26 protein-coding genes and 1 pseudogene are annotated in these 22256 nt (G+C 36.0%); 9 read left to right on the forward strand and 18 right to left on the reverse strand.

Going from position 1 to position 22256, the window contains the following annotated elements:
* The first annotated feature begins 524 nt into the window (after positions 1-524).
* Positions 525-1733 (forward strand): porin, encoded by a 1209-nt coding sequence (locus P3J6_RS12440; protein WP_198523179.1) that lies wholly within the window; start codon positions 525-527, stop codon positions 1731-1733.
* Positions 1734-1831: 98 nt separating this feature from the next.
* Here the strand turns inward: P3J6_RS12440 and P3J6_RS12445 are convergent, their stop codons facing one another.
* Positions 1832-2014, reverse strand: a complete 183-nt coding sequence (locus P3J6_RS12445; protein WP_138606183.1) for a hypothetical protein — start codon at positions 2012-2014, stop codon at positions 1832-1834.
* A gap of 111 nt (positions 2015-2125) precedes the next feature.
* On the opposite strand from P3J6_RS12445, the gene P3J6_RS12450 reads away from it, so the two are divergent.
* The gene (locus tag P3J6_RS12450) at positions 2126-2647 is read left to right on the forward strand and encodes a TetR/AcrR family transcriptional regulator (protein WP_198523180.1); all 522 of its coding nucleotides are present in this window, start codon (positions 2126-2128) and stop codon (positions 2645-2647) included.
* 395 nt (positions 2648-3042) lie between these two features.
* Here P3J6_RS12450 and P3J6_RS12455 read toward each other — a convergent pair whose 3' ends face one another.
* Both P3J6_RS12455 and P3J6_RS12460 read right to left on the reverse strand, forming a co-directional pair.
* Positions 3043-3909, reverse strand: coding sequence for an alpha/beta hydrolase (locus tag P3J6_RS12455; protein WP_198523181.1), 867 nt, complete (start codon positions 3907-3909; stop codon positions 3043-3045).
* Positions 3906-4415, reverse strand: coding sequence for a GNAT family N-acetyltransferase (locus tag P3J6_RS12460; RefSeq protein WP_075169222.1), 510 nt, complete (start codon positions 4413-4415; stop codon positions 3906-3908). The genes P3J6_RS12455 and P3J6_RS12460 overlap by 4 nt, the downstream gene beginning before the upstream one ends.
* A gap of 99 nt (positions 4416-4514) precedes the next feature.
* Here P3J6_RS12460 and P3J6_RS12465 point away from each other — a divergent pair, with 99 nt between their 5' ends.
* Complete coding sequence (locus P3J6_RS12465) at positions 4515-4718, forward strand: hypothetical protein (RefSeq protein ID WP_075169221.1); 204 nt, start codon at positions 4515-4517, stop codon at positions 4716-4718.
* A 39-nt stretch (positions 4719-4757) separates the two neighbouring features.
* On the opposite strand, the gene P3J6_RS12470 is transcribed toward P3J6_RS12465, so the two are convergent.
* From P3J6_RS12470 to P3J6_RS12480, 3 genes are all read right to left on the reverse strand, one after another.
* A complete protein-coding gene (locus tag P3J6_RS12470) occupies positions 4758-5102 on the reverse strand; it encodes a hypothetical protein (protein WP_076919501.1) in 345 nt (114 codons plus the stop codon).
* Between the two features lie 452 nt (positions 5103-5554).
* On the reverse strand, positions 5555-5749 hold the full coding sequence (locus tag P3J6_RS12475) for a CPXCG motif-containing cysteine-rich protein (RefSeq protein ID WP_054200950.1): 195 nt from the start codon (positions 5747-5749) through the stop codon (positions 5555-5557).
* A gap of 92 nt (positions 5750-5841) precedes the next feature.
* Positions 5842-6441, reverse strand: a complete 600-nt coding sequence (locus P3J6_RS12480) for a MepB family protein (protein WP_198523182.1) — start codon at positions 6439-6441, stop codon at positions 5842-5844.
* 123 nt (positions 6442-6564) lie between these two features.
* Here P3J6_RS12480 and msrA point away from each other — a divergent pair, with 123 nt between their 5' ends.
* Positions 6565-7161 carry a peptide-methionine (S)-S-oxide reductase MsrA gene (gene msrA, locus P3J6_RS12485; protein ID WP_198523183.1) on the forward strand — a complete coding sequence of 199 codons (597 nt, stop codon included), beginning with the start codon at positions 6565-6567 and terminating at the stop codon, positions 7159-7161.
* A gap of 101 nt (positions 7162-7262) precedes the next feature.
* Here the strand turns inward: msrA and P3J6_RS12490 are convergent, their stop codons facing one another.
* Complete coding sequence (locus P3J6_RS12490) at positions 7263-7427, reverse strand: hypothetical protein (RefSeq protein ID WP_171039595.1); 165 nt, start codon at positions 7425-7427, stop codon at positions 7263-7265.
* Positions 7428-7822: 395 nt separating this feature from the next.
* On the opposite strand from P3J6_RS12490, the gene P3J6_RS12495 reads away from it, so the two are divergent.
* The 3 genes from P3J6_RS12495 (at position 7823) to P3J6_RS12505 (ending at position 11767) form a co-directional block, all read left to right on the forward strand.
* Positions 7823-8704, forward strand: a complete 882-nt coding sequence (locus P3J6_RS12495) for a LysR family transcriptional regulator (protein WP_138606173.1) — start codon at positions 7823-7825, stop codon at positions 8702-8704.
* A gap of 182 nt (positions 8705-8886) precedes the next feature.
* Positions 8887-10344: an aerolysin family beta-barrel pore-forming toxin gene (locus P3J6_RS12500; RefSeq protein ID WP_198523184.1), complete on the forward strand. Its 1458-nt coding sequence runs from the start codon at positions 8887-8889 to the stop codon at positions 10342-10344.
* A gap of 229 nt (positions 10345-10573) precedes the next feature.
* Complete coding sequence (locus tag P3J6_RS12505) at positions 10574-11767, forward strand: acetyl-CoA C-acyltransferase family protein (RefSeq protein ID WP_198523185.1); 1194 nt, start codon at positions 10574-10576, stop codon at positions 11765-11767.
* Positions 11768-11985: 218 nt separating this feature from the next.
* Here the strand turns inward: P3J6_RS12505 and P3J6_RS12510 are convergent, their stop codons facing one another.
* The 4 genes from P3J6_RS12510 to P3J6_RS12525 all read right to left on the reverse strand — a co-directional run bounded on the left by P3J6_RS12510 (position 11986) and on the right by P3J6_RS12525 (position 14599).
* Positions 11986-12294 carry a DUF6419 family natural product biosynthesis protein gene (locus tag P3J6_RS12510; RefSeq protein WP_198523186.1) on the reverse strand — a complete coding sequence of 103 codons (309 nt, stop codon included), beginning with the start codon at positions 12292-12294 and terminating at the stop codon, positions 11986-11988.
* A gap of 122 nt (positions 12295-12416) precedes the next feature.
* Entirely contained in the window at positions 12417-12995 is a 579-nt protein-coding gene (locus tag P3J6_RS12515; protein ID WP_198523187.1) for a cold shock domain-containing protein, read from the reverse strand.
* Between the two features lie 151 nt (positions 12996-13146).
* On the reverse strand, positions 13147-14103 hold the full coding sequence (locus P3J6_RS12520; RefSeq protein ID WP_198523188.1) for a cyclase family protein: 957 nt from the start codon (positions 14101-14103) through the stop codon (positions 13147-13149).
* Positions 14104-14227: 124 nt separating this feature from the next.
* The gene (locus tag P3J6_RS12525) at positions 14228-14599 is read right to left on the reverse strand and encodes a hypothetical protein (RefSeq protein ID WP_138606163.1); all 372 of its coding nucleotides are present in this window, start codon (positions 14597-14599) and stop codon (positions 14228-14230) included.
* 803 nt (positions 14600-15402) lie between these two features.
* Between P3J6_RS12525 and P3J6_RS12530 the strand changes: the two genes are divergently transcribed.
* Positions 15403-16005 (forward strand): thiamine biosynthesis protein ThiC, encoded by a 603-nt coding sequence (locus P3J6_RS12530; protein ID WP_198523189.1) that lies wholly within the window; start codon positions 15403-15405, stop codon positions 16003-16005.
* A 586-nt stretch (positions 16006-16591) separates the two neighbouring features.
* Here P3J6_RS12530 and P3J6_RS12535 read toward each other — a convergent pair.
* The 3 genes from P3J6_RS12535 to P3J6_RS12545 form a co-directional block, all read right to left on the reverse strand.
* A complete protein-coding gene (locus P3J6_RS12535) occupies positions 16592-16864 on the reverse strand; it encodes a hypothetical protein (RefSeq protein ID WP_198523190.1) in 273 nt (90 codons plus the stop codon).
* A 288-nt stretch (positions 16865-17152) separates the two neighbouring features.
* On the reverse strand, positions 17153-17386 hold the full coding sequence (locus tag P3J6_RS12540) for a hypothetical protein (RefSeq protein ID WP_138606157.1): 234 nt from the start codon (positions 17384-17386) through the stop codon (positions 17153-17155).
* Positions 17387-17658: 272 nt separating this feature from the next.
* Entirely contained in the window at positions 17659-19368 is a 1710-nt protein-coding gene (locus P3J6_RS12545) for an amidohydrolase (RefSeq protein WP_198523191.1), read from the reverse strand.
* 145 nt (positions 19369-19513) lie between these two features.
* Here P3J6_RS12545 and P3J6_RS12550 point away from each other — a divergent pair, with 145 nt between their 5' ends.
* The gene (locus tag P3J6_RS12550; protein ID WP_198523192.1) at positions 19514-19921 is read left to right on the forward strand and encodes a hypothetical protein; all 408 of its coding nucleotides are present in this window, start codon (positions 19514-19516) and stop codon (positions 19919-19921) included.
* A 303-nt stretch (positions 19922-20224) separates the two neighbouring features.
* On the opposite strand, the gene P3J6_RS12555 is transcribed toward P3J6_RS12550, so the two are convergent.
* From P3J6_RS12555 to P3J6_RS12565, 4 genes and pseudogenes are all read right to left on the reverse strand, one after another.
* Positions 20225-20458 (reverse strand): hypothetical protein, encoded by a 234-nt coding sequence (locus P3J6_RS12555; RefSeq protein ID WP_232735501.1) that lies wholly within the window; start codon positions 20456-20458, stop codon positions 20225-20227.
* A gap of 170 nt (positions 20459-20628) precedes the next feature.
* Positions 20629-21324, reverse strand: coding sequence for a hypothetical protein (locus P3J6_RS12560; RefSeq protein ID WP_198523193.1), 696 nt, complete (start codon positions 21322-21324; stop codon positions 20629-20631).
* A gap of 510 nt (positions 21325-21834) precedes the next feature.
* A pseudogene (locus P3J6_RS18955) lies at positions 21835-21912 on the reverse strand (transposase); the annotation flags it as partial.
* A gap of 55 nt (positions 21913-21967) precedes the next feature.
* Positions 21968-22249 carry a DUF6419 family natural product biosynthesis protein gene (locus P3J6_RS12565; RefSeq protein ID WP_198523194.1) on the reverse strand — a complete coding sequence of 94 codons (282 nt, stop codon included), beginning with the start codon at positions 22247-22249 and terminating at the stop codon, positions 21968-21970.
* Positions 22250-22256: the final 7 nt, after the last annotated feature.

Raw genomic sequence — 22256 nt, forward strand, 5'->3', positions numbered from 1 at the left:
CCCCTAAAGTAAACAGTGGCAATTTTTTTGCTAAATAAGGATTGGAATAGCCACAGTGGTAGACCGTGTTAAAGTAAAAAAGCTATGTAAAGTTCACTATTATTCTGTAAATGCGGTAAAAAAATGTTTAATAAAAAAACAATTACAGTTATTGCTAATAAATAAAATTTAACGTGCTAAAACGCTATTTGGTCGCATTTTACTTTTATTAACATTTAATACGGCTATATTAACGTTTTTTATAGTATTAGAGTTTTAGCTCTACCTATGCCGACAGTAGCAACTATGAAAAAAACTCAACACTTTCTCTCCTGCATTTAAGCCTAATGTCTTATTCCAAAATTAAATAGCAGTTTATACGGCTACAAAATAAAAACAGTATTAACTTAAAGTGAACAAGCAGCGCATTTCGTATTAATTATCGTTGATAATTTTTCACTTTTGAGCCTTTTATTGCTTTGCTAGTCTGCACGACTTCGAATTTAGTAATTATAAAAACGTCTTTTTTAGGCAAGGCACACACAATGAAAATAAAATTAGTATCGCTCGCGATTGCAGGTGTTTTAACAACACCGAGTGTTTCAGCAATCGAAGTATTTAAGGATGAAAAAAATACAGTCGCAATTGGCGGTTATATAGATGCGCGAGTAATTAATACTCAAGGTCAAAATGAAGTGGTTAATGGTGCCTCACGAATTAATTTTGATTTTAAACGCCAACTAAAGAATGGCTGGGAAGCAATGGCTTTAGTTGAATGGGGTGTAAACCCTGTTGGCAGTAGCGATATTGTATACAACAACCGTTTTGAATCAATTCAAGATGAATTTTTGTATAATCGTTTAGGTTATGCAGGACTTAAACACGACAAATACGGCCAAATTACTATTGGTAAACAATGGGGTGCGTGGTTTGACGTAGTATATGCAACTAACTACAGCTATGTTTGGGATGGCAATGCCGCAGGTGTCTATACCTACAACAAAGACGACGGTGCTGTAAATGGCACGGGACGTGGCGATAAAACATTGCAATACCGTAATAGTTACGGTGATTTTGATTTTAGTATGCAAACTCAGTTAAAAAATAGCGCTTTTTATACCTGTGATGTAAGTGATATTACAGAATCACAATGCCGGGCTAATTTTGAGTCAGGCGATACTGCTGCGCAACAAGTTGAATTTAACTATACATTTGGCGGTGCAGTAACCTATAACGTGACTAATAAGCTAAAACTGACCGCGGGTATTAACCGCGGCGAGTTTGAATTAACTTATGGCGACGGAACAACCCGCTCAGTTGACGATTTAATTTACGGTGCCGGTGTTATTTGGGGCAATATTGATGCGCCAGGTTTATATGTAGCTGCTAATATCAATAAAAACGAAAACCACGACACAGATAACATTGGTCGTTTAATTAAAGATGCAATTGGTATTGAAACGTTCGTGTCGTATCGTTTTGAAAACGATTTTAGACCATTTATTGCCTACAACTTATTTGATGCAGGTGATGACTACGTAATTCAACCAAACTTTAATGCCGATCCTAACGATGTATTTAAGCGTCAATTTGCTGTTATTGGTGTGCATTACTTAATAGATGAAAACACCCAACTTTATGTAGAAGCGCGTAAAGACTTTGGTGATTTTGAAAGTGATAATAAGCAACAACAAGCACAAATGGAACAATCGGAAGATGACGGTATTGCTTTTGGTTTTAGATACGTTCTTTAATAGCCTGTTTTGCTTTCAAGTTTAAAATAGCAAAGGTCAACAGACCCTACAGCCCTGCAAAATAGCAGGGCTTTTTATTTGTTTTACTGAAGGTTTTACTACTTTTTCTTAAATGCTTTTTTTAACGCACGTGTTCCCTCTTGTGGCCCTAAAATAAGCCACAAAAAGGTAACCCCACCTGGGACTAAAACGGCTTTTAGTATTGGGCCGAGAATAAAAGAATAAAAATAAATAAGTGGAATAAAAAGTACATAACCAATAACACGTTTGATAAACTCCATGTATCACCTTTTGATTAATTGAGCATGCTCATAAATTTAATTGAGCGCGCTCAATTAATCAAGTGCTGATTTAAGCTCAACATCCAACAAAATTATAAAGCATTGAATACTATGAGTAAAAAAGAAAAAACACGGGATAAAGTTTTAGCTTCTGCATGGGAGCTTTTCTTATTACAAGGCTATGACCACACATCAACAAGAGAAATTGCCGTTGCAGCTAATGTGGCCGTTGGTACTGTGTTTAGCCATTTTGAAAATAAAATTGATTTGCTTATGGCCGGTATGCAGCAACAAATTAAAGTTATTATCGAGCAAGCAAAGCAATCAGATACTCAGCACCCTCCTCGATTGAAGTTACGCCACTACGCTCACCCCCTTTACTCCTTTTATTGTGAAAACAGTGAATTTAGTAAATTACTAATTAGCGACATTATTTGGCGTGCTGATTTTTTTAAAGCACAAATGGATGAATTTAAAAAACTACTATTTAGTAAACAACCAAACTTTGATGAAACAAAAGCAAGTGTGATGATGGACTGTTATTTTATGACCCTGATCACCGGTTTAAACGACGAGATACCGAATGCAGAAAGCATGTTAAGGCAACTGAGCAACAAAATTGCATTGTTGTAACGTCAATTATAAAAAGCTGGAGTTTAAGTCTGTGTATTACTGAACCATTGATGGAAAAACCGATGTTAGCTGCAATTAAAATGTCTAACTTAGAACATCTAAATAATTACATTGTTGCTTTGTTTAATTTGGTTTTCCTGTTCCTACATAACTCACTTAATAAAACGCGTAGATATAAGTTAAAAAAAACGCCAATACACGCCACCAATTTCCCCCCTCCCTGATTATATTTTTAAAAAATTCACCTATTGCTAAGACTTGTTTTAAATTAAATAAAGTATGATGTGTTCTTTAGGGTGTGTGCTCCACCAGGAGTAAAGCAATATAAATCAATGCAAACTAAATTTAATTGATCACCGTCATTAATTAATCAGAAGGCGTATTAATTTGCGAGCTCAAGAACCCGTATAATTTAACAGTGCTTTATCGACACTAAGTGCAGGGTTTTGATTATGTTCAGCATTACTATTAATTGTACTTCCCCACTTAAGCCAGTCGTTTGGATGTTTTGCTAAACTAGTAACTAAATTATTGTATGCACCTAGCATTAAAGAGTGCTCTGCCCCACCGACAGTGATATATAAAAATGTCGGTTGTTTTATACAATTTATATTTGTTTTTAAAAATGCATCAAACCGCTTAGTCACTGTCATATCGTCATACCAAGCGGCTGGGCTAAACACAAAATAAGCATTAAATAGCTGCGGCTTACTATGTAAAGTATATAGAGTAAAGCTTCCACCTGCAGAAAAGCCTATTAACCCACGTTGACTAGTTAACTTATAATTAGCCGCTATATATGGCAGTAATTCTTGCTCTATAAAAGCTAAAAACAAATCAGCTTTCCCAAAAAGTTCAGGCGAAGTTTCATTGTTAGGTCGAGGATTTATATTAACGTCCTTCCTTGCATAAGGTGGCACAAGATCACGATTTCGAGTATCAGTAAAAAACTGATTAGGTATGGCAACTAAAATAGCCTCATTCAATATACTTTCAGGATTTAATGCTTTTAGCGCCTTATCCCAATTAGCTAAATTAAAATTACCGTCTGTTTTTATAAAAAGTGGATAAGCTTTAGTTTTATCATAATTGTTAGGTAATCTTATAAATACTTTTCGAGACTCTTCAAGCACTTTCGAATCTAGGGTTACATCAACAAACTCTGAAACATCATTTTGATAATAGCTAACCCCAGTTATTGCAAGCCCAAATACACTAGCCGTAAGCAACGTATTTAAAATAATCGCTTTTTTAATTCTCATGCGCCATCCATTTTAGTTAATTGCTTATGCCATACACCGTTACTAAGTTGCTGGTTAAATACAAAGCCGAGTTTAGTGAGTAAGTTATAACAGCGTACATTTTTACCATGAATTTCTGCGTATAGGTGTTCAATGTTCAAAGAGCGATGTATCTCACTGACAAAACCTTTAAGTACTTCATGCATTAAGCCTTGTTGCCAATAAAAAGGATCAAGCTCAAAGCCCAAATAAGCAGTTTTAGTTTGGTTATTAATGTTATACAAACCACAAGTACCAATTAAGTCGCCAGACATATTATGTTCAATCGCAAGCCGAACACCTTCCCCTTGATAATAACTCGATATATCATCTTGAATTAATTGCTTAACATGCTCTTTATTTAGCGGCGTTTTATAATCGTTAAACTCATAAACGAGGGGATTATTTAAAATTGTTAATAGCGCTGCGCCATGTTTGTGGGTAATTAAACGCAAGGTAACGCGGGGTAATTTTATCGTTTTAAACATGCCTATGCCAAATAAAGTAAACGCGCTTTAAATAGCACTTTATAGAACGTCATTATTAACTTACCATATCGTATTCACAAGCATTAATTAAGATAAACTATGAGCGACAATTTTAAAGTAATACAGCCAACTACTACTGTTTACTGCCCAAAACGTGGTGAAGGTTGGACCCTTACCGGCATTACTAATATTGATGAGTTCACATCGGTTATGTTTGATGGCGTACGTTACACCTTACCAGCGAGAGAAATTGTGGAGGAGTTGCTGCCTAACCAATTAGCGCGTGAACAGCAAAATCAGTAAGGTACTTATAATAGAAAAAAGCATTAAAAATTTTCATTATTAACGTTTTAAAACATAAATACCGAGTGGGGAGTCTAGACGTAGGTTATGCTCATCAACATGTAGCACTTCCCATTTTCTGACTACTTCTCCCGAAGTTACATGTAATATTTTGCCTTCCCTTGTGTAAGGGTAGTATCTATTCCCATGTTTTTTCATTATTTGGAGAATACCTGAGTTATCAATTTTAAAAAAATTACCATCATCAATTTTTATTGTATCTATATCTGATGCAATAACTTCAATTAACTTCCATTTAAACTGAATATCATTCTCTTTCGAATAAAGTAAAGGTGAATAGATCAGCGTAATTAAAATAGCAAGACATATTATAATTTTATGCATTTTTATATCCATATAGATCATGTGTTAATGTAATATTTGTAGATATGACAACTTATTTCTTTTTTTTAATTTCCAAATCATCTTTTACACTTAACTGGTGTTGTCCAGGTATTAAGATCATGATAAAAACAGCTACGCAAATTAATAAAATCACTCTAAGCACATTTGAAGTTATAAAACTCTCCGTCAAATTAACTAAAAGAATCAATGGCAAAACAAAAAAGACACCTAAGTAACGGTGACGATTTGTAAATTCATGCAATGAGCCACAACGAATACATCTATAACGAGTCGACATTAAAGATAGAATAAACCACGATAATGAAATTTTAGCATGGCATTTAAAACACTTTGGTATCATATACAACCAATATCATTAAGAAAAATTAAAGTTACTGAATTTTCAGCTTAGATTTGTGTAAAAGTTCGGTTCACCAACTTTCACTAAATATTCAAAACGCCTCATCTTCACTGTATACATTTACATTAAGTTCGTCGTTATCTTCAAATACGACAAACGAAATAGGCCTGCAACACACTTGGCAGTCTTCTATGTATTGCTCATCAATATCAGCCACATCAATTAATACTTCTATGGATTCGCCACAGTAAGGGCAACTAATTGACTTTTCGGTTAACTGGTTCATATCTTACCTACTATTCGTATTACTGTATGATCTCACTTTAGTAAATAACCCTATATAAAACAATGCTGGTAAAGTGACTTAATAATTCAAATTTAAACAGCATTAGCTAAAATTTTGTTTAACTTAATTAAATCAACTAAGCCATATTGGTCCTGCTGTAAAAAATAATCACATTGCCAACGCTGTGTGCTTTTAGCTGCGTTACTAAATACGCCTGAACCACTCAGAGCCCTACTTTCACTCCAAGGTGGAAACACCCTAAAAGCGGTTTTTCCCTTACGGTTCGTACCTGTAACTATGCCTTTTTTAACTAACAACTCAACCGGAAATATAAATAAACCACTTTGTAAATTTACTACTTGGTTGTTACTAGAGGTTAATCCATCACTTGAAACCGCCACTAATAAGTAGTCAAACTCATTGGTAAAAGGAATTGGCTTAGAATTACTACAATCCGCTGGGCGTTTCCATAGTGCTAAAAAAGCACCTGGTCTGTCTGGAGTAACTTTAGCTTTTCTGTAAATTATTCGCTTATGGTTTATAGTGAATGCATACCCATGGTACTGAGCATTTTGATTATGAGGTATTAACTCATCAGCGTTTGGAAGTTTATACTCTGAGGAAACAAAGTTGTTTTGTAGAACGACTAGCAATTCATCATGCAAATTATCAGTCGTCATTAAACTTTTCATACATAGCATCCGTTTTATATAAAGTAAGTTCAACCCCCCCAGCCACATTGTAATGAAAGAGTTTTTAAAGTTAGCGGGTCTTACTATACAAGTATTTATTCATAACTACAGGTGATAAATTTTATGAAACACACATTAGCGCTAGCATTAACCTCTGTGGGGCTTTTGTTTAGCTCATTAACGTACGCTAAAACTGAACAAGCTATTTTAGCCGGAGGCTGTTTTTGGTGTATGGAAAGTGACTTTGAAAAACTCGAAGGTGTAACCGATGTGATCTCAGGTTTTACTGGCGGTGAAATTAAAAATCCTACTTACAATGGTAATCATCGCGGCCATTACGAAGCCGTTCTGGTTACCTACAACACTGACGTATTAAGCTATCAAAATATTTTAAACCATTACTGGGTTAACATTGATCCTTTTGACGCCAAAGGTCAGTTTTGTGATAAAGGCCCAAGCTACCGTAGCGCAATTTTTGTAGCTAATGAGCAACAACGAAAGCTAGCTCAAAAATCTAAACAAGCTGTTATTAGTGAGTTTACTAAGCAAACAGTGATAACCCCTATTCTTGATGCGAAAACCTTTTACCCGATAAAGGGCAAAGAAAGTTATCATCAAGATTACTATAAAAATAACCCTATTCGTTATAATACCTATCGCTGGCGCTGTGGCCGTGATAGCCGCCTAGAAGACATTTGGGGCGATAGAGTTACCCATTAAGTTTATTAAACCAAAAAGGCTGTAAAAAATGCAGCCTTTTTATTTATTCCCTTATCTCGCTAACTAAAAAAATTAATTTTTCAAGACGGTTAAATAGCTTTCTACAATGACGATTTCTTTTTTATAGGAAATACCATAAACGCCATTTCAAAAACAAAGCCCGCAATAATAAAAATAAATAAGCCAGTAGTACTACCATACGAATAACACGTAATAGCGGCAATAATTAATGCAGCTAAAATCAACCATTTTATAAATATATTCATCTTTAATACCTTCGGTTCTGTTGATTTATCATGGCAAATTCCATTTAGGTAATCAGATCCTATGCATCATGATTATTCACCCAAAAAGTGTGTCTAGCGTAATTACTAGCTTATTGTTTGTCTATTAAAACGTTATAGTAAAATGTTACGGATTGTTTCTACTGAGTTTTTATTTTCAAAAACGCGCTATTTGTAGAATCTTTAATTACTAATACCTCAAGTAAGTACACCTTCGCTCACAATAATTTATTAAACATTCTAATACAAAGGTAAAATTTTTGTTGCCACAAAAGGGACTAATGGGTACTTTAAATAAATGATTAGTTTTATGAATCTAACCAATAATTAAGTACTAAATACGATTTTATACCTCAAATTTATACAGGAGATTTACCTTGCTTGATATCATCGCGCTTTTTATAAAAGTAAATGATTACAAAACATTTAATGAAGCGTCAGTAAAGTTAAATATTCCTTTGCCCACCTTACAAAGAAAAATAAAAAAACTTGAAGAAGACTTATCTTTAGCGTTGTTTTATCGTGAAAAAGGAAGTTTGCGATTAACTGAGCCTGGAAAAAGCTTTTATAGCCATTGCTTAGCTCACGTAGAGGGTTTACAAAGTACGCTGTGCAATTTTAAGAACTCTAGTGAAAATGAAGTGAGTAAAATTAAATTAATAGCGCCGCAAAACTTTATAAAAAGTGTCTACTTCTCAGGCGTTATAAATCAATTCACCCTACTTTATCCAAATATTAAGATTCATATGATGCTATCAGATGAACGTCTTGATTTAAAAGCCACCGAGTTTGATTTAGCTATTAGAATTGGAAAATTAGATAGCTCACAAAATATATGTAAAGTCATTAACCAAATGAGCTTTGTTTTAGCTTGCTCATCGAGTTTAATTAAGCAATATGGTATGCCAAGTAATTTTAACGATTTGGCTGAACTCCCCCACATATCGTGCTCGCCATTCGAAAATTGGTCTTTTAAAGCAAATAAAAATGAGAAGGTTATTTTTAAACCTCAACCTAACTTTATTTCTAACGATATAGAAATGTGTGCCTTAGCTGCTATTGAAGGAAGAGGTGTTTATTATGGCCCAAAATATTGTTTATTACCTTATATAAAAGATGAAAGCTTGGTTGAAGTATTAACACAGTACACACCCGTTAAGCGAGATGTAAACCTAATATGGCCTGATAAACTAATCCCAAAAAGTACACGCTATCTAATCGATTTTTTAGAGTACTCTCTCAAGGGGATAAAAATGTAGCTACAACAGCACTATTGCCTTAATGATTTTTTGTAATATTTAAGCAACTAATATTTTTGAAAAATCAACTTTTATTTAACACTCTATAAAAATATAGCGAGTTCTTTAGAATCAAAATCGGTCCAAAATTAGATTATTTAATTAGGGCCTAATTAAAATATGATTTTAAAGGATGTAACTTAATGAAAAAAATAATACCTCTATTGCTGTTGTCACACACAAGTTTTGTAAATGCTAATACAACTGGAATTTATCCAGATCAACTTAAAAATGAAAGCTTAGGTGCAGGAGTATGCTCAGCTGATAATAGATTAATTACAAAAGCTGAAGCGCAAACTTACAGAAACGACCTTGTAAACAAAATGGGGAAGTGGCAAATAACGGGATTGGCTAACGGCTGGGTCATTATGGGCTCTGGTTACGCAGGTGAAATCAAACAAGGGACTGCTGCAAATTCTTGGTGCTACCCTACCGATCCCATTAATGAAATACCTACATTAAGTCCAGTAAAAGTATCGCCTGGCAGTCAAAGCCAAATTGAATGGGACTTAGTAAATCAAAAAGAGGGTTTTATAAAACCCCTTTCATACCTTGCTCATACAATGGGATTTGCGTGGGTTGGTGGAAATCGCTCAAGCTATGTTGGTGATGACATGGAGGTGTCCAAAACGGGCTCAGGATGGAAAATACAAGGTTACAACGGTGGAAGTTGTGATGGTTACCGATGTGATGAAAAGTCAGCTATTACTGTATCTAACTTTGAATATGTGATGGATAACGAATCATATAAAATAACTGGTGATATTGTTGCTGCTGACAAAGAACTAATTAAAACGCTAACAGTCCCTGCAGTGAATGACACGTCAGCAGCTCAAATGTCAGTCGTTACCATTGAATACGATGCGGCAACCAACTGGTCTAAAACCAATGATTACAGTATTTCTGAGTCTGTTACCTTATCTAATACATGGAAGTCTCCCTCTGTTACTGGTGGCTCAGACACTTCGTTATCTGTCACAATAGCAGCAGAGCAAGCATGGGGAACAAGTAATGGCGGCTCTGAAGCTGAACGAGTTGTGGTACAAGCAAGAACCAATGTGCCAGCATTCACGAAGCTTAATGCAAAGGTCGATTTGTTTAAATCATCAATATCGTATCCTTATTCATTCGATGCTGATATTACCTACGATCTATCTATAAATGGCTTTATGCGGTGGGGAGGCAATGCTTTATTAAGCCACCCAGAAAACAGACCTAATGACACCGCTAATTTTGTAATTGGCCGCTGGGCAGGCCAAGATAAGAGCATTGAATATCAATGGGAACACCGTTATATACCAGGTGAGAATAAAAAGTGGGATTGGCCTTGGATGATACAACAAACAAGCTTATCAACAATGCAATACTATTTAAGCCATGTTTTAAGACCTAAGAAAACAACCCTAACAGGTCACTTTTATGCACAAAGCCAATTTGCTGGTAGCGTTTACTTTGGTGACGAAACCCCACTTGTCACTGACCAAAGGAGTAAGCGAAGTGTTTCAGCTAGTGATTATTCAAGTTCAGAAAAGTTAAAAAAAGAGTTTGAAGATGCTGGTTTTAAAAATGTAGTTGTTAATATTGAAATGATTGATTTATAAATCCCCGAGGGCTCTCATAATGAGAGCCCTATTTTATAAATTTACACAAAAATATAATTATCACACGCCTATTTTACTTTCACTTTATTAGAAAACACATACAGCTCAACCCAACCTCGCCTTTAGTTTATTTAAACGTTATGCTTTGATGTTAATAAAAGTATTGATCTCCTTTGTCTATTAAACATATTTCAGCAAAAATGATTATAAAAATAATAAGAGAACAGCAATGACACAAAATACAAACAACAGCGTAGTAATACTCAGTGCGGTTCGTACTGCAATTGGTGGCTTTGGTGGCAGCCTTAAAGATTTTAGCCCCGCTGAGCTTGGCACACTGTGCGCAAAAGAAGCACTAACCAGATCTCAGCTTACCCCGGACCAAATTGGCTCATGTGTGGTAGGCAAAGTTATTCATAACGGCCCAAAAGACGCTTACCTATCAAGGGTCATTGGACTAGATGCTGGGTTACCTATAAGCAGCCACGCTGTAACGCTTAATCGCTTATGTGGTTCAGGGCTTGAAGCAATCATACAAGCGGCACAACAAATTCAATTAGGTGATGTAGATGCAGCCCTTGCTGGCGGAGCAGAAAGCATGAGTAGCTCTGCCTACACCCTCGAAAGTAACCGCTGGGGGCAAAAAATGGGTAATAGCACTATGGTTGATGAGCTTACCACGACCTTACAAGACCCATGGGATAATAACCCGATGGGAATAACTGCTGAAAACATCGCAGAAAAATATTCAATTAGCCGTCAGCAGCAAGATGAGTACGCAGCAAACAGCCATCATAAAGCAGCTAATGCCATTAGTGCAGGCCACTTTAAAGAGCAGATTGTACCAATAGAAATCAAGTCGCGAAAAGGGACGCATATTTTTGACACCGACGAACATGTTCGCGCCGATACCACAGTCGATAAACTTGCAACTTTAAAGCCCTACTTTAAAAAAGATGGAACTGTTACCGCAGCAAGCTCATCCGGTATAAACGATGGTGCAGCCATGTTGGTACTTATGTCAGAGCAAAAAGCAAATGACCAAGGCTTAAAACCGCTCGCTCGTTTAGTGGGTTATGCCAGAGCAGGCGTTAATCCTACTTTAATGGGTATCGGCCCTATTCCTGCAGTAAAGCAGGTTTTTGAAAAAACGGGTTTATCTATTGACGATATAGATGTGATTGAATCTAACGAGGCCTTTGCAGTACAAGCACTGTGCGTTGCTAACGAGCTAAACTTTCCTGCGCATAAGGTAAACCCGAATGGCGGCGCAATTGCGTTAGGGCACCCTGTTGGCGCAACGGGCGCCATACTAACCACCAAATGCTTGTATGAGCTTAAACGTATCAATGGTAAATATGGTTTAGTCACAATGTGTATTGGTGGCGGGCAAGGTATTGCAGCCATTTTTGAAGTGCTTTAGTTTTTGACCTCATTAGGTTTGAATACAAATGCGTTACTTACATAGAGGCCTAAGAAGCGCTTTGTTTTTAGAAGAAGTAAAAACGTGTAAGCCTATATTTTTGCATTTTTCCTCTTTAGTTTCTCTTTGTGAAAATCGCTTTTTAAGGTTTTTTCACAAAGAGAAGTAAGAGTTGGTTCATCATATGGATTAGCTATAAAATATGTGCAAACTCTCGTCTACAAATCGTTTTTTAAAGTTAACTTTCTTACGCCTAATAAAACGCCACCAAATGAGATTAAAAATAATATTGGTAAAAACAGTAATGTTTGGGTGTTGCCTATATCTGTAACTGGGCTGCCAATAACTGCAAGCGTATTAATTAACAGCAGTATTAAGCTTGATTGCAGATAGCCCTTGTAACCTATAGCCCCTGCGAACAACAGCATAATAAATGAACCTGATATTGCAGGCGTAAAAGGCGCCGCGGCGAGTAACATACAAGCAAACGAAAATATAACAGCACATCTAATTATTACTTTAAACATAACAACCTCCTTGATAAATGGCTTTAAATCCACCAGCTATTTATAACTGTATTGCTAAAAATCGTATTCCACCTAAGAGCCCAAAACTAATTTTTAGTTTATTAATAACCCCAATATAAAAACTACCTATTCCCAAACTGCCGTTCACAGGGCTCGCCATCTTTATCCCCATCCATTTTAGTATCGGGGCAATGTTGAATAAAAAATAACGCCTCTGCATAGGAGGTCATTTGGCTACAATGTTGGCGGCCATCACAGCGAAATACTTGCTGTGATTTATTAAGTGAGCTTGAACTAGCGGGCATAAATGATTCTATATTAGCGTTAGTGACTACAGGTGTTTGCTTGGTATTTAAAAAACCGGTTTTATAAACACTAAAACCAATACTAAAAATAATCCCAAACGTTATAAGTTTCATTAAAGGTGAGTTCTTACCTGAGGTTTTGCTTATTCTAACCGGCCTTGTTGAAGTTTTTATGTGTGGTTGCGCTAGTACGCCCTCAATACGGCAATTTACAGCTTTAGTTTTACCGTTAGGCTCAGTTGCAACCTCAAAGTAAATAATGTCGCCCACTTTAGGTTTGCGGCTCATATGTTTGAGCGATGATATATGTATAAAGGTATCGTGTTGCAGTGTGGTTGATTTAATAAAGCCAAAGCCTTTATCGTCATTCCACGATTTTAATAATCCTTTATACATCCTTGAGGCGCCCATATAAGTATTGTTAATTTTAGAGCCAGTACTTTTATCATAATAAAGAAAAATACTCTTTGTGTATGTTTCTTATTTCAAAAAACGATACCGCTGTATATAAAAACAGTAACCACTATTGTTCTTACTCTTTATTCAACTATAAGTTACTTGTAAGTGCAAATACGCGTAATGCCGAGCCAGTGCCACCATGTATTTTAAGCGGCGGCACAATGGCAATAAACTCATAGACTTTTTCTTTTGATAGCTCCTCAAGGAACAAGTTTTCTATTATGTAAATACCGTTATCTGCCAATAACATCATATGTACTGGAAAAACCTGAAATGAGGGTTCTGTAGCAATAGGTGGGCGTTTTTCAAAAGTAAGGGTGTCATTACCTACAACACTTACACCAGCCTTTATTAAAAACTGTGCACCACTTACACCAACGCCTGCAGCATGTTCTGCAATATATTGCTGTGGGCTATTAGCAAAATATTGCCCCCAGCCCGTTCTAATAAACACAGTGTCGCCTTTTTTAATTTTTACACCTTGCGATTTTGCTGTTCTTTTTAAATGTGACGCCGTTATGTCAAAATCTGCAGCCAATGGTGTATCGTCACCGTTAATAAAGCGTGCCACATCAAGTAACACAGTTCGGTTACTCAATAAGTTTACAGGATAATGATCAATTCCTAGGTCACTCCCTACACCACTGCGCCCTATTCCTCTGCGATCATTGGTCGCTTGCGCCGCATCTACTCCACCATACAGTAAACCATCTCGACCAATATGACCCAAAGCATCAATAGTAGGACCTCCATGATGACCACTCCATTGCATTATTTCTGAGGTGAATGAGAGCTGATCGTTATCACCAAATGTACCACGCGTATCAGCATGAGTTGCATTAAGTCCCATTGAGTATTTTGGATTAACGGACGCTATTGGGGAATTTTCATCCCAATTATGAGATAGGTCATAGGTTTTGGCTTGACTGACAAGAGTAATAAACTTTTCAGTTTGCTTAGATTTACTTAATTCTTTGCTATTGCTCGCTAAGCTCGAACAACTAATTAGCAAAAACATAAACAATATCAACATTGCCTGTTTCATCGTATCTCCTTATTTGTATATGTTTAACACACCATCTAAAAAAATAGCGACTAAAATAAGCCGCTACATACATTCACACAATAAATATTAATCTATATTGTTCTTCTATTATAAGCGATGATTACTAATGGCCTGTTTCATAACTCATACGAGAAGTATTTGTCGTTTCATAGGTCCCATCTTTATACAAAATTAAAGCAGATGCACTATAGCTTCTGTAAGCTCTTACAGTCATATTACACGATGTACCGCCTGTGCAAGATGCATCGCCTTGCCAAATAACTTTGTTAATCGGTTTTGAAATATTCTGTAAATAGTACTTCCCTGTTGTTTGGTTACCAAAACTAAAATCTATGGTAAAGCAGTTTGATCTTCCGTTCATCGAGTTTCCACCTGAACCATTTGGATATACATCGCAAACTAGATCAGTTGCAAAAGCAGAGTTAGCTGTAAGCGCAGCACCACAAATAAATAGTGTTTTTAGTATGTTTTTCATTTTTAATCCTTAAATTTGATTATTATTCGCTCAACCGAGCATTTAAAAATTAGCATATGAAATTAAAAAGTAAACAAAAAAGGTACAAATATTTACAAAAAATTAACCGTTAGAAGTTTTATAAATTTTCGTTAAATCGCTATGGCAGTATAAAACTGGGTTTATGCCTTACATTTAGTTTTGTAAGTCATAGCTATAGTTAATTACTATTCTATTGGTTCTTTTATAACCTATGTATAAAAAACTGTGTATCCGTATATCTCACCTTTCCAAAAGCTAAACAGTCAGTTAGGCAACCTCTTTATTTTCCATCTAAAAAATGAAGTTAATAAAGCCCCCGTTTTTCCTCTCGCACTATTAGTTCTGTTTATTTAACAAGTTCAGGTGTCTAATTTATTTCAACTTAAGTGAAATAATTAAATAGTTTTACCTGTCTTGTATCTTGAGGACCTGTTGACCTTTTAGATTTAAAATTAGTTCAATCTACGGGGGATTTAATCGCGGTGTGAGATTGTAACCTAGTGGGCTAGGTATGAAGAGAGTAACAATGAGAAAATTTCCCAGAGGAAGACCCCTTAGGGCAACGCTTGTTTGGTATTTATACTAGGTTATCGCCAATTTATGGGAAATAACCACACCACATAGGCCTTGCTAAAAGATCAAATAGACTGTTGCAAATTTAACCTTTAAAGATAAACAGGCCCAAGAGTGAACGCTAGTTATATAAAGTTTCATATGTTTTGTATTTTCAAAGCTATTGCATCTTTTTAAAGCGTTAAATATAAAATTATAAGAGGTATATAATGGAGTTTACGAATAAACGCACCATCCTAATTTCAGCATCTTTATTGTTGGTATTGGCTATATCACAGGCTATTTTTTCAGCCCTTTACAGTGCTGAAATTAGCTTTTCAAGGCAGTTTGCTTGGGGACTAGAAGCTCTAGTATTTACTTTGCTCGTTGCTTTTGCAGGTTCAGCTATGGTGCAAGCAAAAAACGCTCAACTAGGATGGTCGGCTATTACGTTTAGCGCGGTACTTAACATAGTTCAAGTGAGTATTGGCCTTACGTTATTTTCAACATTTGGCAAAGTTGCAGGCTCAGTAGAAGGAGCACAACCTTTAATTAATGGCGTGGTTGCTTTGTCATTCATGATTTACTACGCAGCCAAAGTATTATTAGGATTAGCGGCACTTGTTTTTGGACTGTCTTATATAGCCAAAGGCGGTAAAGCATTAGGAGGGCTTACAGCTTTTGTAGGCGTGGTTGCAATGTTAGCCAATGCCATTTTAATTACTTTTGGACGTGATGGATTTCTGCCATCAGGTGTTGCAGGTGCCTCTGGTATGATTGCAACATTACTTTTAGCGATATGTTTGATAAGTCTTAACCGTAGAAAAGGTTAAGCCTGACTATCACAAATTGATGTACTCCTTTAAATAAAGTGTAAACATTGGCGGATATTAAATGTTAATCCGTCAGTGTTTTACTTTTTAAGCATTGCAAATAATACATATACTCCCCTAATAACGGTGCAAAGGTAGCTACACCTAAAATAATTAACAATGGGCACACGACTAGCATGAACCAAATACGTTTAATTCCTTTTACAATTAATGCCTTTCATAAAAACTTTCTTTTCCTTAATTTAACTTAGAGATTAGTTAGCTAGTGAGCCACCAGCATTTTATTTCAAAAACAGCTTATAAGATTGCCGCATGAATTTGATGTCTGAAGTCAAGATTTGTCCCCTTTGATTTTTTTGCGTATTCACTTTCGTTTGCCATTTCTTCAAAAAGCTTTTGATGTCTGAAGTCAAGATCTGACCCCATTTGTTTTTTTATTTCAAAAACAGCTTATAAGATTGCCGCATGAATTTGATGTCTAAAGTCGAGATTTGATCCCTCAGGTTCTCTTTAAACCTGCTGAAGTTTTTCCTACAAGAGCAAAGTCAATATTCAAAGAAGCTACAAAAAATAAAGTAAACATACGTTATAACTTCTTAGAAACGGTACAAAAATAAATATTGATAAATTCCGATAAAATTGCAATGAACAGGAGCAGCAATAACAATAGCTCAGAAACTGAAAATAGAGCCATTACCGGAAGCATAAAACCCAAACCAAGAGCTGTACCAGAGTGAATAGCATATAACAGTAAAGCCTTACTGCCTCCACTAATAACGGCTTCATCAGTGGGCTTATTATACTTAACTTTTCCGTAGTAAACTAAAAAAGCAAACCCTATTATTATTAGCCCTATCATTTCGGTTCAATCATCCCTCTGAGGTATAATTCATGTAAGGCTTTTTCTTCATTAACCATAGCCATAGTTCGAGCACCACTAGCAAGCAATTTAAAGTAACACCCATATTAGCAATATTGAAAATATGTCACAATGTCTGAAGTCAAGATTTGACCCCATTTGGTTTTTGTTTTCTTAAAATATAAAAAGAGGGTTTGCTGTTGTTTGAATTGGCGTTTTGGAAGGTATCACAAGTGTTTAAGTGGCTTATTTGCAGAGGTACGAGATCCCCTTTTTTCTATTAACCCCTCATTTTGCAAAAAAGCGTATTTTTACCTCTTTTAACGTGCTTAAAAATACAGAAAAAGCACAAACACCACCACCAATAAATGCAATTTGAAAGCTAGACAGCGACGAAAAACTAAATTGCTCAGAATACATGTATTGCCCTAATAACTGTGCAAAGGTAGCTACACCTAAAATAATCAACAATGGGCACACAACTAGCGTAAACCAAAACCAAATACATTTAATACCTTTCATAATTAATACCTTTCATAAATAATCCTTTTCTTTAATTTAACTTAGAGATTAATTAGCTAGTGAGCAACCAACATTTTATTTTAAAAACAGCTTATAAGATTGCCGCATGAATTTGATGTCTGAAGTCAAGATTTGACCCCTTTGGTTATTAGAAGTTTTATAAATATTCATTAAATCTCAAACTTCACTGTTGCATCTCAAGGCTGAGGTTTAATACGACGGCGACTAAAGCCGTCGTATAGTTCAACGTTAAAATTGTTTCATGTTGAATATCAATTTGAATATACAACATGACCTTCTTTAATGCTTTGCACTATTTTTATATCCTTAATAGTAAGTGGTTCCACTTTTAAAGGGTTGTTACTTAAAATGACGAAATCCGCGAGTTTTCCCTCAGCTAGCGTACCTTTACTTGTTTCTTCAAAGTATTGAATAGCAGCCCATTGCGTTAATGTTTTTAACCCTTCATAAGGCGTTAAACGTTGATCCGGCCCCAATACTTTACCCGAACGCGTAATACGATTAACCGTTGCATCGAGCACTCGCATTGAATTTGGAAATGTCACAGGGGCATCATGGTGAGAAGTAACCGTTAAACCAGCTTCAACTACATCTCGTGATGGCGAAATATAATCTGCCCTTGGGTGCCCCAAAACAGACTCTACATGCCAATCGCCCCAGTAAAAAGTGTGCATAGGAAACAACGATGGGAGGATCCCTAAATCTACTAAATCCGGGATTTGATCTTTACGTAAAGTCTGGCCGTGAATCATCACGCTACGGTGATCATCATACCCATAACTTTTTTTAGCCACTTTAATAGCTTTAATATATTGGTCAATCGCTGCATCACCATTGGTGTGAGCAATAATCTGCCATTTGTTTTTAAACGCCGTGTTTATATGTTTAATGGCCACCTCATCACTCATGATAGGATAACCTTTATAGTCCAGCGGTTTACCCTCAGGCGGCGTATGATAATGTGATGATAACCAAGCCGTTTTTCCTTGTGGTGAACCATCTAAAGTTAATTTAACACCCCCTATTCGGTATCGATTAACATAACTGCGATCTGAATTATAAAATTCGGGTTTAACAGCTGACTTATTCCAAACAATGTCAGGGTATGAAACAACATCAATGAATAGCGATTTATCACAAGCTGCTCTTTCTAATGCCGAAGTCGCATCCGCTGTGGTGCGGCCATCTTGAGCAGTTAAATATCCATTTTTAGCATACTCCACCTGAGCAAGCTCAATGGACCTCTGTTGTACTTCAGCATCAGATTTAGTGGCAACAATAGGCAGTAATAGATTAAAAAAAGCCGCTTCTTCAAGCACGCCATTAGGACTATTATCGGCCAAACGTCTAATTACACCGCCTTTGGGGTCTTTGGTATCCTTTGTGTAGCCACCCACTTCTAGAGCTTTAGAATTGACACTTGCTAGATGACCCGATTGATGCATTATAAGCACTGGGTATTTAGACGAAATTTTATCTAGAACATCTTTAGTGGGATGTTGTTTTTCGCTAAGCTGCGAATCGTCATACCCATTAGCTAACACCCAACCAAATTTTCCGATAATGAATTTCCCTTCAGCAGACTCCATCCACTTTTTGGTTGTTGTCACTAAACTATTAAAATTTGCACCGGGGCCATCGGGAGGAGGTAATAAATTTGCCAATTGCGCAATTAAACCCGTATTGTACATATGGCTATGGGCATCCAAAAAACCGGGTAAAAGTGTTTTCCCTTGAAGGTCTTTGTTTTGTAGATTGTCAAACTTTTCTCTGGCCTTCGCTAAGCTGCCAAGGTAAACAATCCGCCCTTCTGATTCAACTAAAGCTTCCTCATAATGCGGCTTTTCTCCTTCCATAGTGAGAATATCTCCGCCGTAATAAAGAACCGGATCAGCTGCTAGCGCGCTTGTTCCAAAACAAAATAATACTGATGGTAATAAAAAACGTAATCGCTTTGTCATTTTATCTTCCCTGTAAATATAGCTGTAATAAATTTAGCACATGATGTTTTAAACAAAAACATAAAGTGACACCCATAATTAATATATTAAAGCATCTCGTTTTAAATTAGTTAGTCCATTTCAAAATACACAGTTAGGTAACGTGATGAGCGGATTCTCAGCTTTATCACAAGCATCAGGAGGTTCAGCTATGAAAATACCTCAGTGTGAATCTCCTATTCTCACTATGAAGTCAGATAAATCAGTTAGCAGATGGAGTGAAAGAACAACGTTCTTCATATGTGTTGTTCAATATCAAACAGGTTATCAAGTTGATGTATACAGCACATTCGAACAACAGTCTGGTGGGATCTCTGTCAATCAACTTAGTCAAGGCTTAGTTCGATCAGTAGTTGGTGATACTAGCCAAAATATACCAAAAACTATGGCTCGATTAAAAGACTCACTCGCAGAACTAAATACTGAAACAAAAATAATCGACAGCTATATTCCAAGCAAATGGAAAGGTTTATTTGCAGACGATAGAAAGTCTTTAGAAGCTGAAACAGAGTAAATAATTTCACTAAATTAAAGTTCTTTCAAATAATGGAGTAATTAAGTACTCCATTATTTTTTTAAAACTAATAATTACTCTAGCAAAATAATGAAGGATTTATCTGTGTGGCATAAGTTTTTCTTTGGTGAGTAAAATCGACTTCCATCATGATGATTTCTTTTTTATAGGAAACACCTTAAACCAAAACGCCATTTCAAAAACAAAGCCCGCAATAATAAAAATAAATAAGCCAGTGTGCTACCATGCTCAAAACCAAGCAAACCTAGCCGAGCCCACCAACAACCGTAGTTTCCTTATTAACTAACTCATTTTGCAAAAAAGCGTATTTTTACCTCTTTTAATGTGCTTAAAAAATACAGAAAACGCACAAACACCACCACCCATAAACGCAATTTGAAAGCTAGATAGCGAAGAAAAACTAAATTGCTCAGAATAGATGTACTGCCCTAATAACTGTGCAAAGGTAGCCACACCTAAAATAATTAACAAAGGGCACACAACAAGCGTAAACCAAATACGTTTAATACCTTTCATAAAAAATCCTTTTATTTTAAATTTAACTTAGAGATTAATTAGCTTATAAGCTACCAGCATTTTAAAAGCCGCTTATAAGGTTGCTACATGAGTTTGATGTCTGAAGTCAAGATTTGACCCCATTTGGTTAAAAACGAAGATAGCTTAAAGCTTTCCGGGTGATTGCCCCGTTATACGATGTTTACCAGTAATGCGTAAATGCCTAACAACATCGGTACATAGTAGTCTGATATTATTTTTCCTCGGACCAAGAACTTTATAGCAATTGGAACATTTTGAAACCGAAATATCTTCTTTGGGACTGTAATTAGAGTGGAGTCATAACCCTCTTTACCACCGACAGGGTATTCAACTTTAATTTTGTATACTCCTTTGGAGTCATCAGTTTTTGATAGGTTACTGTAGCTGTGACTTCCTGTATAAGAAATTATGCCTTTCGGGAGAGAGCGAAATATATGATTCGTTAATATTTGGTCTCGTTTTTGGCTCAGAGCATGAGAGTATTGAGACTTTAGTGCGGAATAAGCTTTGTCTGTATGAAAATATTTGTAGAATCTCCAAGCTAGGTAGATCTGAGAGAAAATAAGGAAGCTGATTAGAAATTCTGGATTTTCTACTGAAATCGAAGTGCCGAATATCCTCATAGTATTTCCTAAAGATATACCTCCATGAAACATCAAGATTAAAAATATACTTGCGGAAAGAAAAAGTTTTCTCTGCCTAATTGTTCCTTCACTCATTTCTAGTTGATTAACGGACAATTGATTCCTCCACTTAATCTTATAACACCAAATTAGACGGCGTTGGCAGCTCTTGCCAATGCCCGTTTCAATTTCATTGCTATGAGTAGCTATACCAACAGGCATTACTCGCATTTAAATGTAATTGTCGCTTTCGGGTAGTTGCCCATAATATAGGGACCGGGATTTTCGTTGAGTTGATTAACTCCATCTCTTTGTCAAGAGATGCACAAAAGCGGTTTGCCTCTTGCAGAACCTCTTGAAGGAGAGGTTCACTGCCAGATGGAAAAGCGCCCTCTTGCCGAGACATTACATACTTATTATCACCAACAGGTGTAGGCCCTGTTGAAGTCGTTGCACAAGATGCTAGCAATACTATCGATATTATCAAAATTTGTATTTTCATTTCATTCTTTTGCTAGGTTAACTGATACACATAACAAGCCAGTAGATGACTCGTTTTAAAATTATTTTTATTGATGAATCAACCATAGCCGAGTTCCTATTCTGGTTCAATCAGTTATCGCTATTTTATATAAAATATAAAAAGAGAATTTGAGATTGTTTTAATGGCTGTTTTAGAGGGAATTACAGGTGTTTGAGTCGCTATATTTCGGCTTAAAAAGGCTTCCCTTTTTAATGCAGCTTGTTTTGCAGCTTTTCTATGTTATGAACAAAACAGTACAGTTGCCATTGCGTATTCACTTTCGTTTGCTATTCCTTTAAAAAGTTTTTGATGTCTGAAGTCAAGATTTGACCCCATTTAATCTCATACGCCTAATAAAACGCCACCAAATGAGATTAAAAATAATATTGGTAAAAACAGTAATGTTTCGGTGTTTTCTATATTTATAGCTGGGCTGCCAATAACTGCCAGCGTATTAATTAACAGCAGTATTAAGCTTGATTGCAGATAGCCCCTGTAACCAATAGCTCCTGCAAACAACAGCATAATAAATGAACCTGAAACCGCAGGCGTAAAAGGCGCCGCGGCAAGTAACATACAAACAAACGAAAATATAACAGCACATCCAATTATTACTTTAAACATAACAACC

Origin of the sequence: Pseudoalteromonas sp. 3J6 (assembly GCF_903995135.1) — a bacterium.
Taxonomy (GTDB): domain Bacteria; phylum Pseudomonadota; class Gammaproteobacteria; order Enterobacterales; family Alteromonadaceae; genus Pseudoalteromonas.

What these genes read in the sequence shown, in the direction of transcription:
- P3J6_RS12440 (WP_198523179.1), top strand. Translation starts at nt 525, where the DNA reads ATGAAAATAAAATTAGTATCGCTCGCGATTGCAGGTGTTTTAACAACA.
- P3J6_RS12445 (WP_138606183.1), bottom strand. Translation starts at nt 2,014, where the DNA reads ATGGAGTTTATCAAACGTGTTATTGGTTATGTACTTTTTATTCCACTT.
- P3J6_RS12450 (WP_198523180.1), top strand. Translation starts at nt 2,126, where the DNA reads ATGAGTAAAAAAGAAAAAACACGGGATAAAGTTTTAGCTTCTGCATGG.
- P3J6_RS12455 (WP_198523181.1), bottom strand. Translation starts at nt 3,909, where the DNA reads ATGAGAATTAAAAAAGCGATTATTTTAAATACGTTGCTTACGGCTAGT.
- P3J6_RS12460 (WP_075169222.1), bottom strand. Translation starts at nt 4,415, where the DNA reads ATGTTTAAAACGATAAAATTACCCCGCGTTACCTTGCGTTTAATTACC.
- P3J6_RS12465 (WP_075169221.1), top strand. Translation starts at nt 4,515, where the DNA reads ATGAGCGACAATTTTAAAGTAATACAGCCAACTACTACTGTTTACTGC.
- P3J6_RS12470 (WP_076919501.1), bottom strand. Translation starts at nt 5,102, where the DNA reads ATGCATAAAATTATAATATGTCTTGCTATTTTAATTACGCTGATCTAT.
- P3J6_RS12475 (WP_054200950.1), bottom strand. Translation starts at nt 5,749, where the DNA reads ATGAACCAGTTAACCGAAAAGTCAATTAGTTGCCCTTACTGTGGCGAA.
- P3J6_RS12480 (WP_198523182.1), bottom strand. Translation starts at nt 6,441, where the DNA reads ATGAAAAGTTTAATGACGACTGATAATTTGCATGATGAATTGCTAGTC.
- msrA (WP_198523183.1), top strand. Translation starts at nt 6,565, where the DNA reads ATGAAACACACATTAGCGCTAGCATTAACCTCTGTGGGGCTTTTGTTT.
- P3J6_RS12490 (WP_171039595.1), bottom strand. Translation starts at nt 7,427, where the DNA reads ATGAATATATTTATAAAATGGTTGATTTTAGCTGCATTAATTATTGCC.
- P3J6_RS12500 (WP_198523184.1), top strand. Translation starts at nt 8,887, where the DNA reads ATGAAAAAAATAATACCTCTATTGCTGTTGTCACACACAAGTTTTGTA.
- P3J6_RS12505 (WP_198523185.1), top strand. Translation starts at nt 10,574, where the DNA reads ATGACACAAAATACAAACAACAGCGTAGTAATACTCAGTGCGGTTCGT.
- P3J6_RS12510 (WP_198523186.1), bottom strand. Translation starts at nt 12,294, where the DNA reads ATGTTTAAAGTAATAATTAGATGTGCTGTTATATTTTCGTTTGCTTGT.
- P3J6_RS12515 (WP_198523187.1), bottom strand. Translation starts at nt 12,995, where the DNA reads ATGTATAAAGGATTATTAAAATCGTGGAATGACGATAAAGGCTTTGGC.
- P3J6_RS12520 (WP_198523188.1), bottom strand. Translation starts at nt 14,103, where the DNA reads ATGAAACAGGCAATGTTGATATTGTTTATGTTTTTGCTAATTAGTTGT.
- P3J6_RS12525 (WP_138606163.1), bottom strand. Translation starts at nt 14,599, where the DNA reads ATGAAAAACATACTAAAAACACTATTTATTTGTGGTGCTGCGCTTACA.
- P3J6_RS12530 (WP_198523189.1), top strand. Translation starts at nt 15,403, where the DNA reads ATGGAGTTTACGAATAAACGCACCATCCTAATTTCAGCATCTTTATTG.
- P3J6_RS12535 (WP_198523190.1), bottom strand. Translation starts at nt 16,864, where the DNA reads ATGATAGGGCTAATAATAATAGGGTTTGCTTTTTTAGTTTACTACGGA.
- P3J6_RS12540 (WP_138606157.1), bottom strand. Translation starts at nt 17,386, where the DNA reads ATGAAAGGTATTAAATGTATTTGGTTTTGGTTTACGCTAGTTGTGTGC.
- P3J6_RS12545 (WP_198523191.1), bottom strand. Translation starts at nt 19,368, where the DNA reads ATGACAAAGCGATTACGTTTTTTATTACCATCAGTATTATTTTGTTTT.
- P3J6_RS12550 (WP_198523192.1), top strand. Translation starts at nt 19,514, where the DNA reads ATGAGCGGATTCTCAGCTTTATCACAAGCATCAGGAGGTTCAGCTATG.
- P3J6_RS12555 (WP_232735501.1), bottom strand. Translation starts at nt 20,458, where the DNA reads ATGAAAGGTATTAAACGTATTTGGTTTACGCTTGTTGTGTGCCCTTTG.
- P3J6_RS12560 (WP_198523193.1), bottom strand. Translation starts at nt 21,324, where the DNA reads ATGCCTGTTGGTATAGCTACTCATAGCAATGAAATTGAAACGGGCATT.
- P3J6_RS12565 (WP_198523194.1), bottom strand. Translation starts at nt 22,249, where the DNA reads ATGTTTAAAGTAATAATTGGATGTGCTGTTATATTTTCGTTTGTTTGT.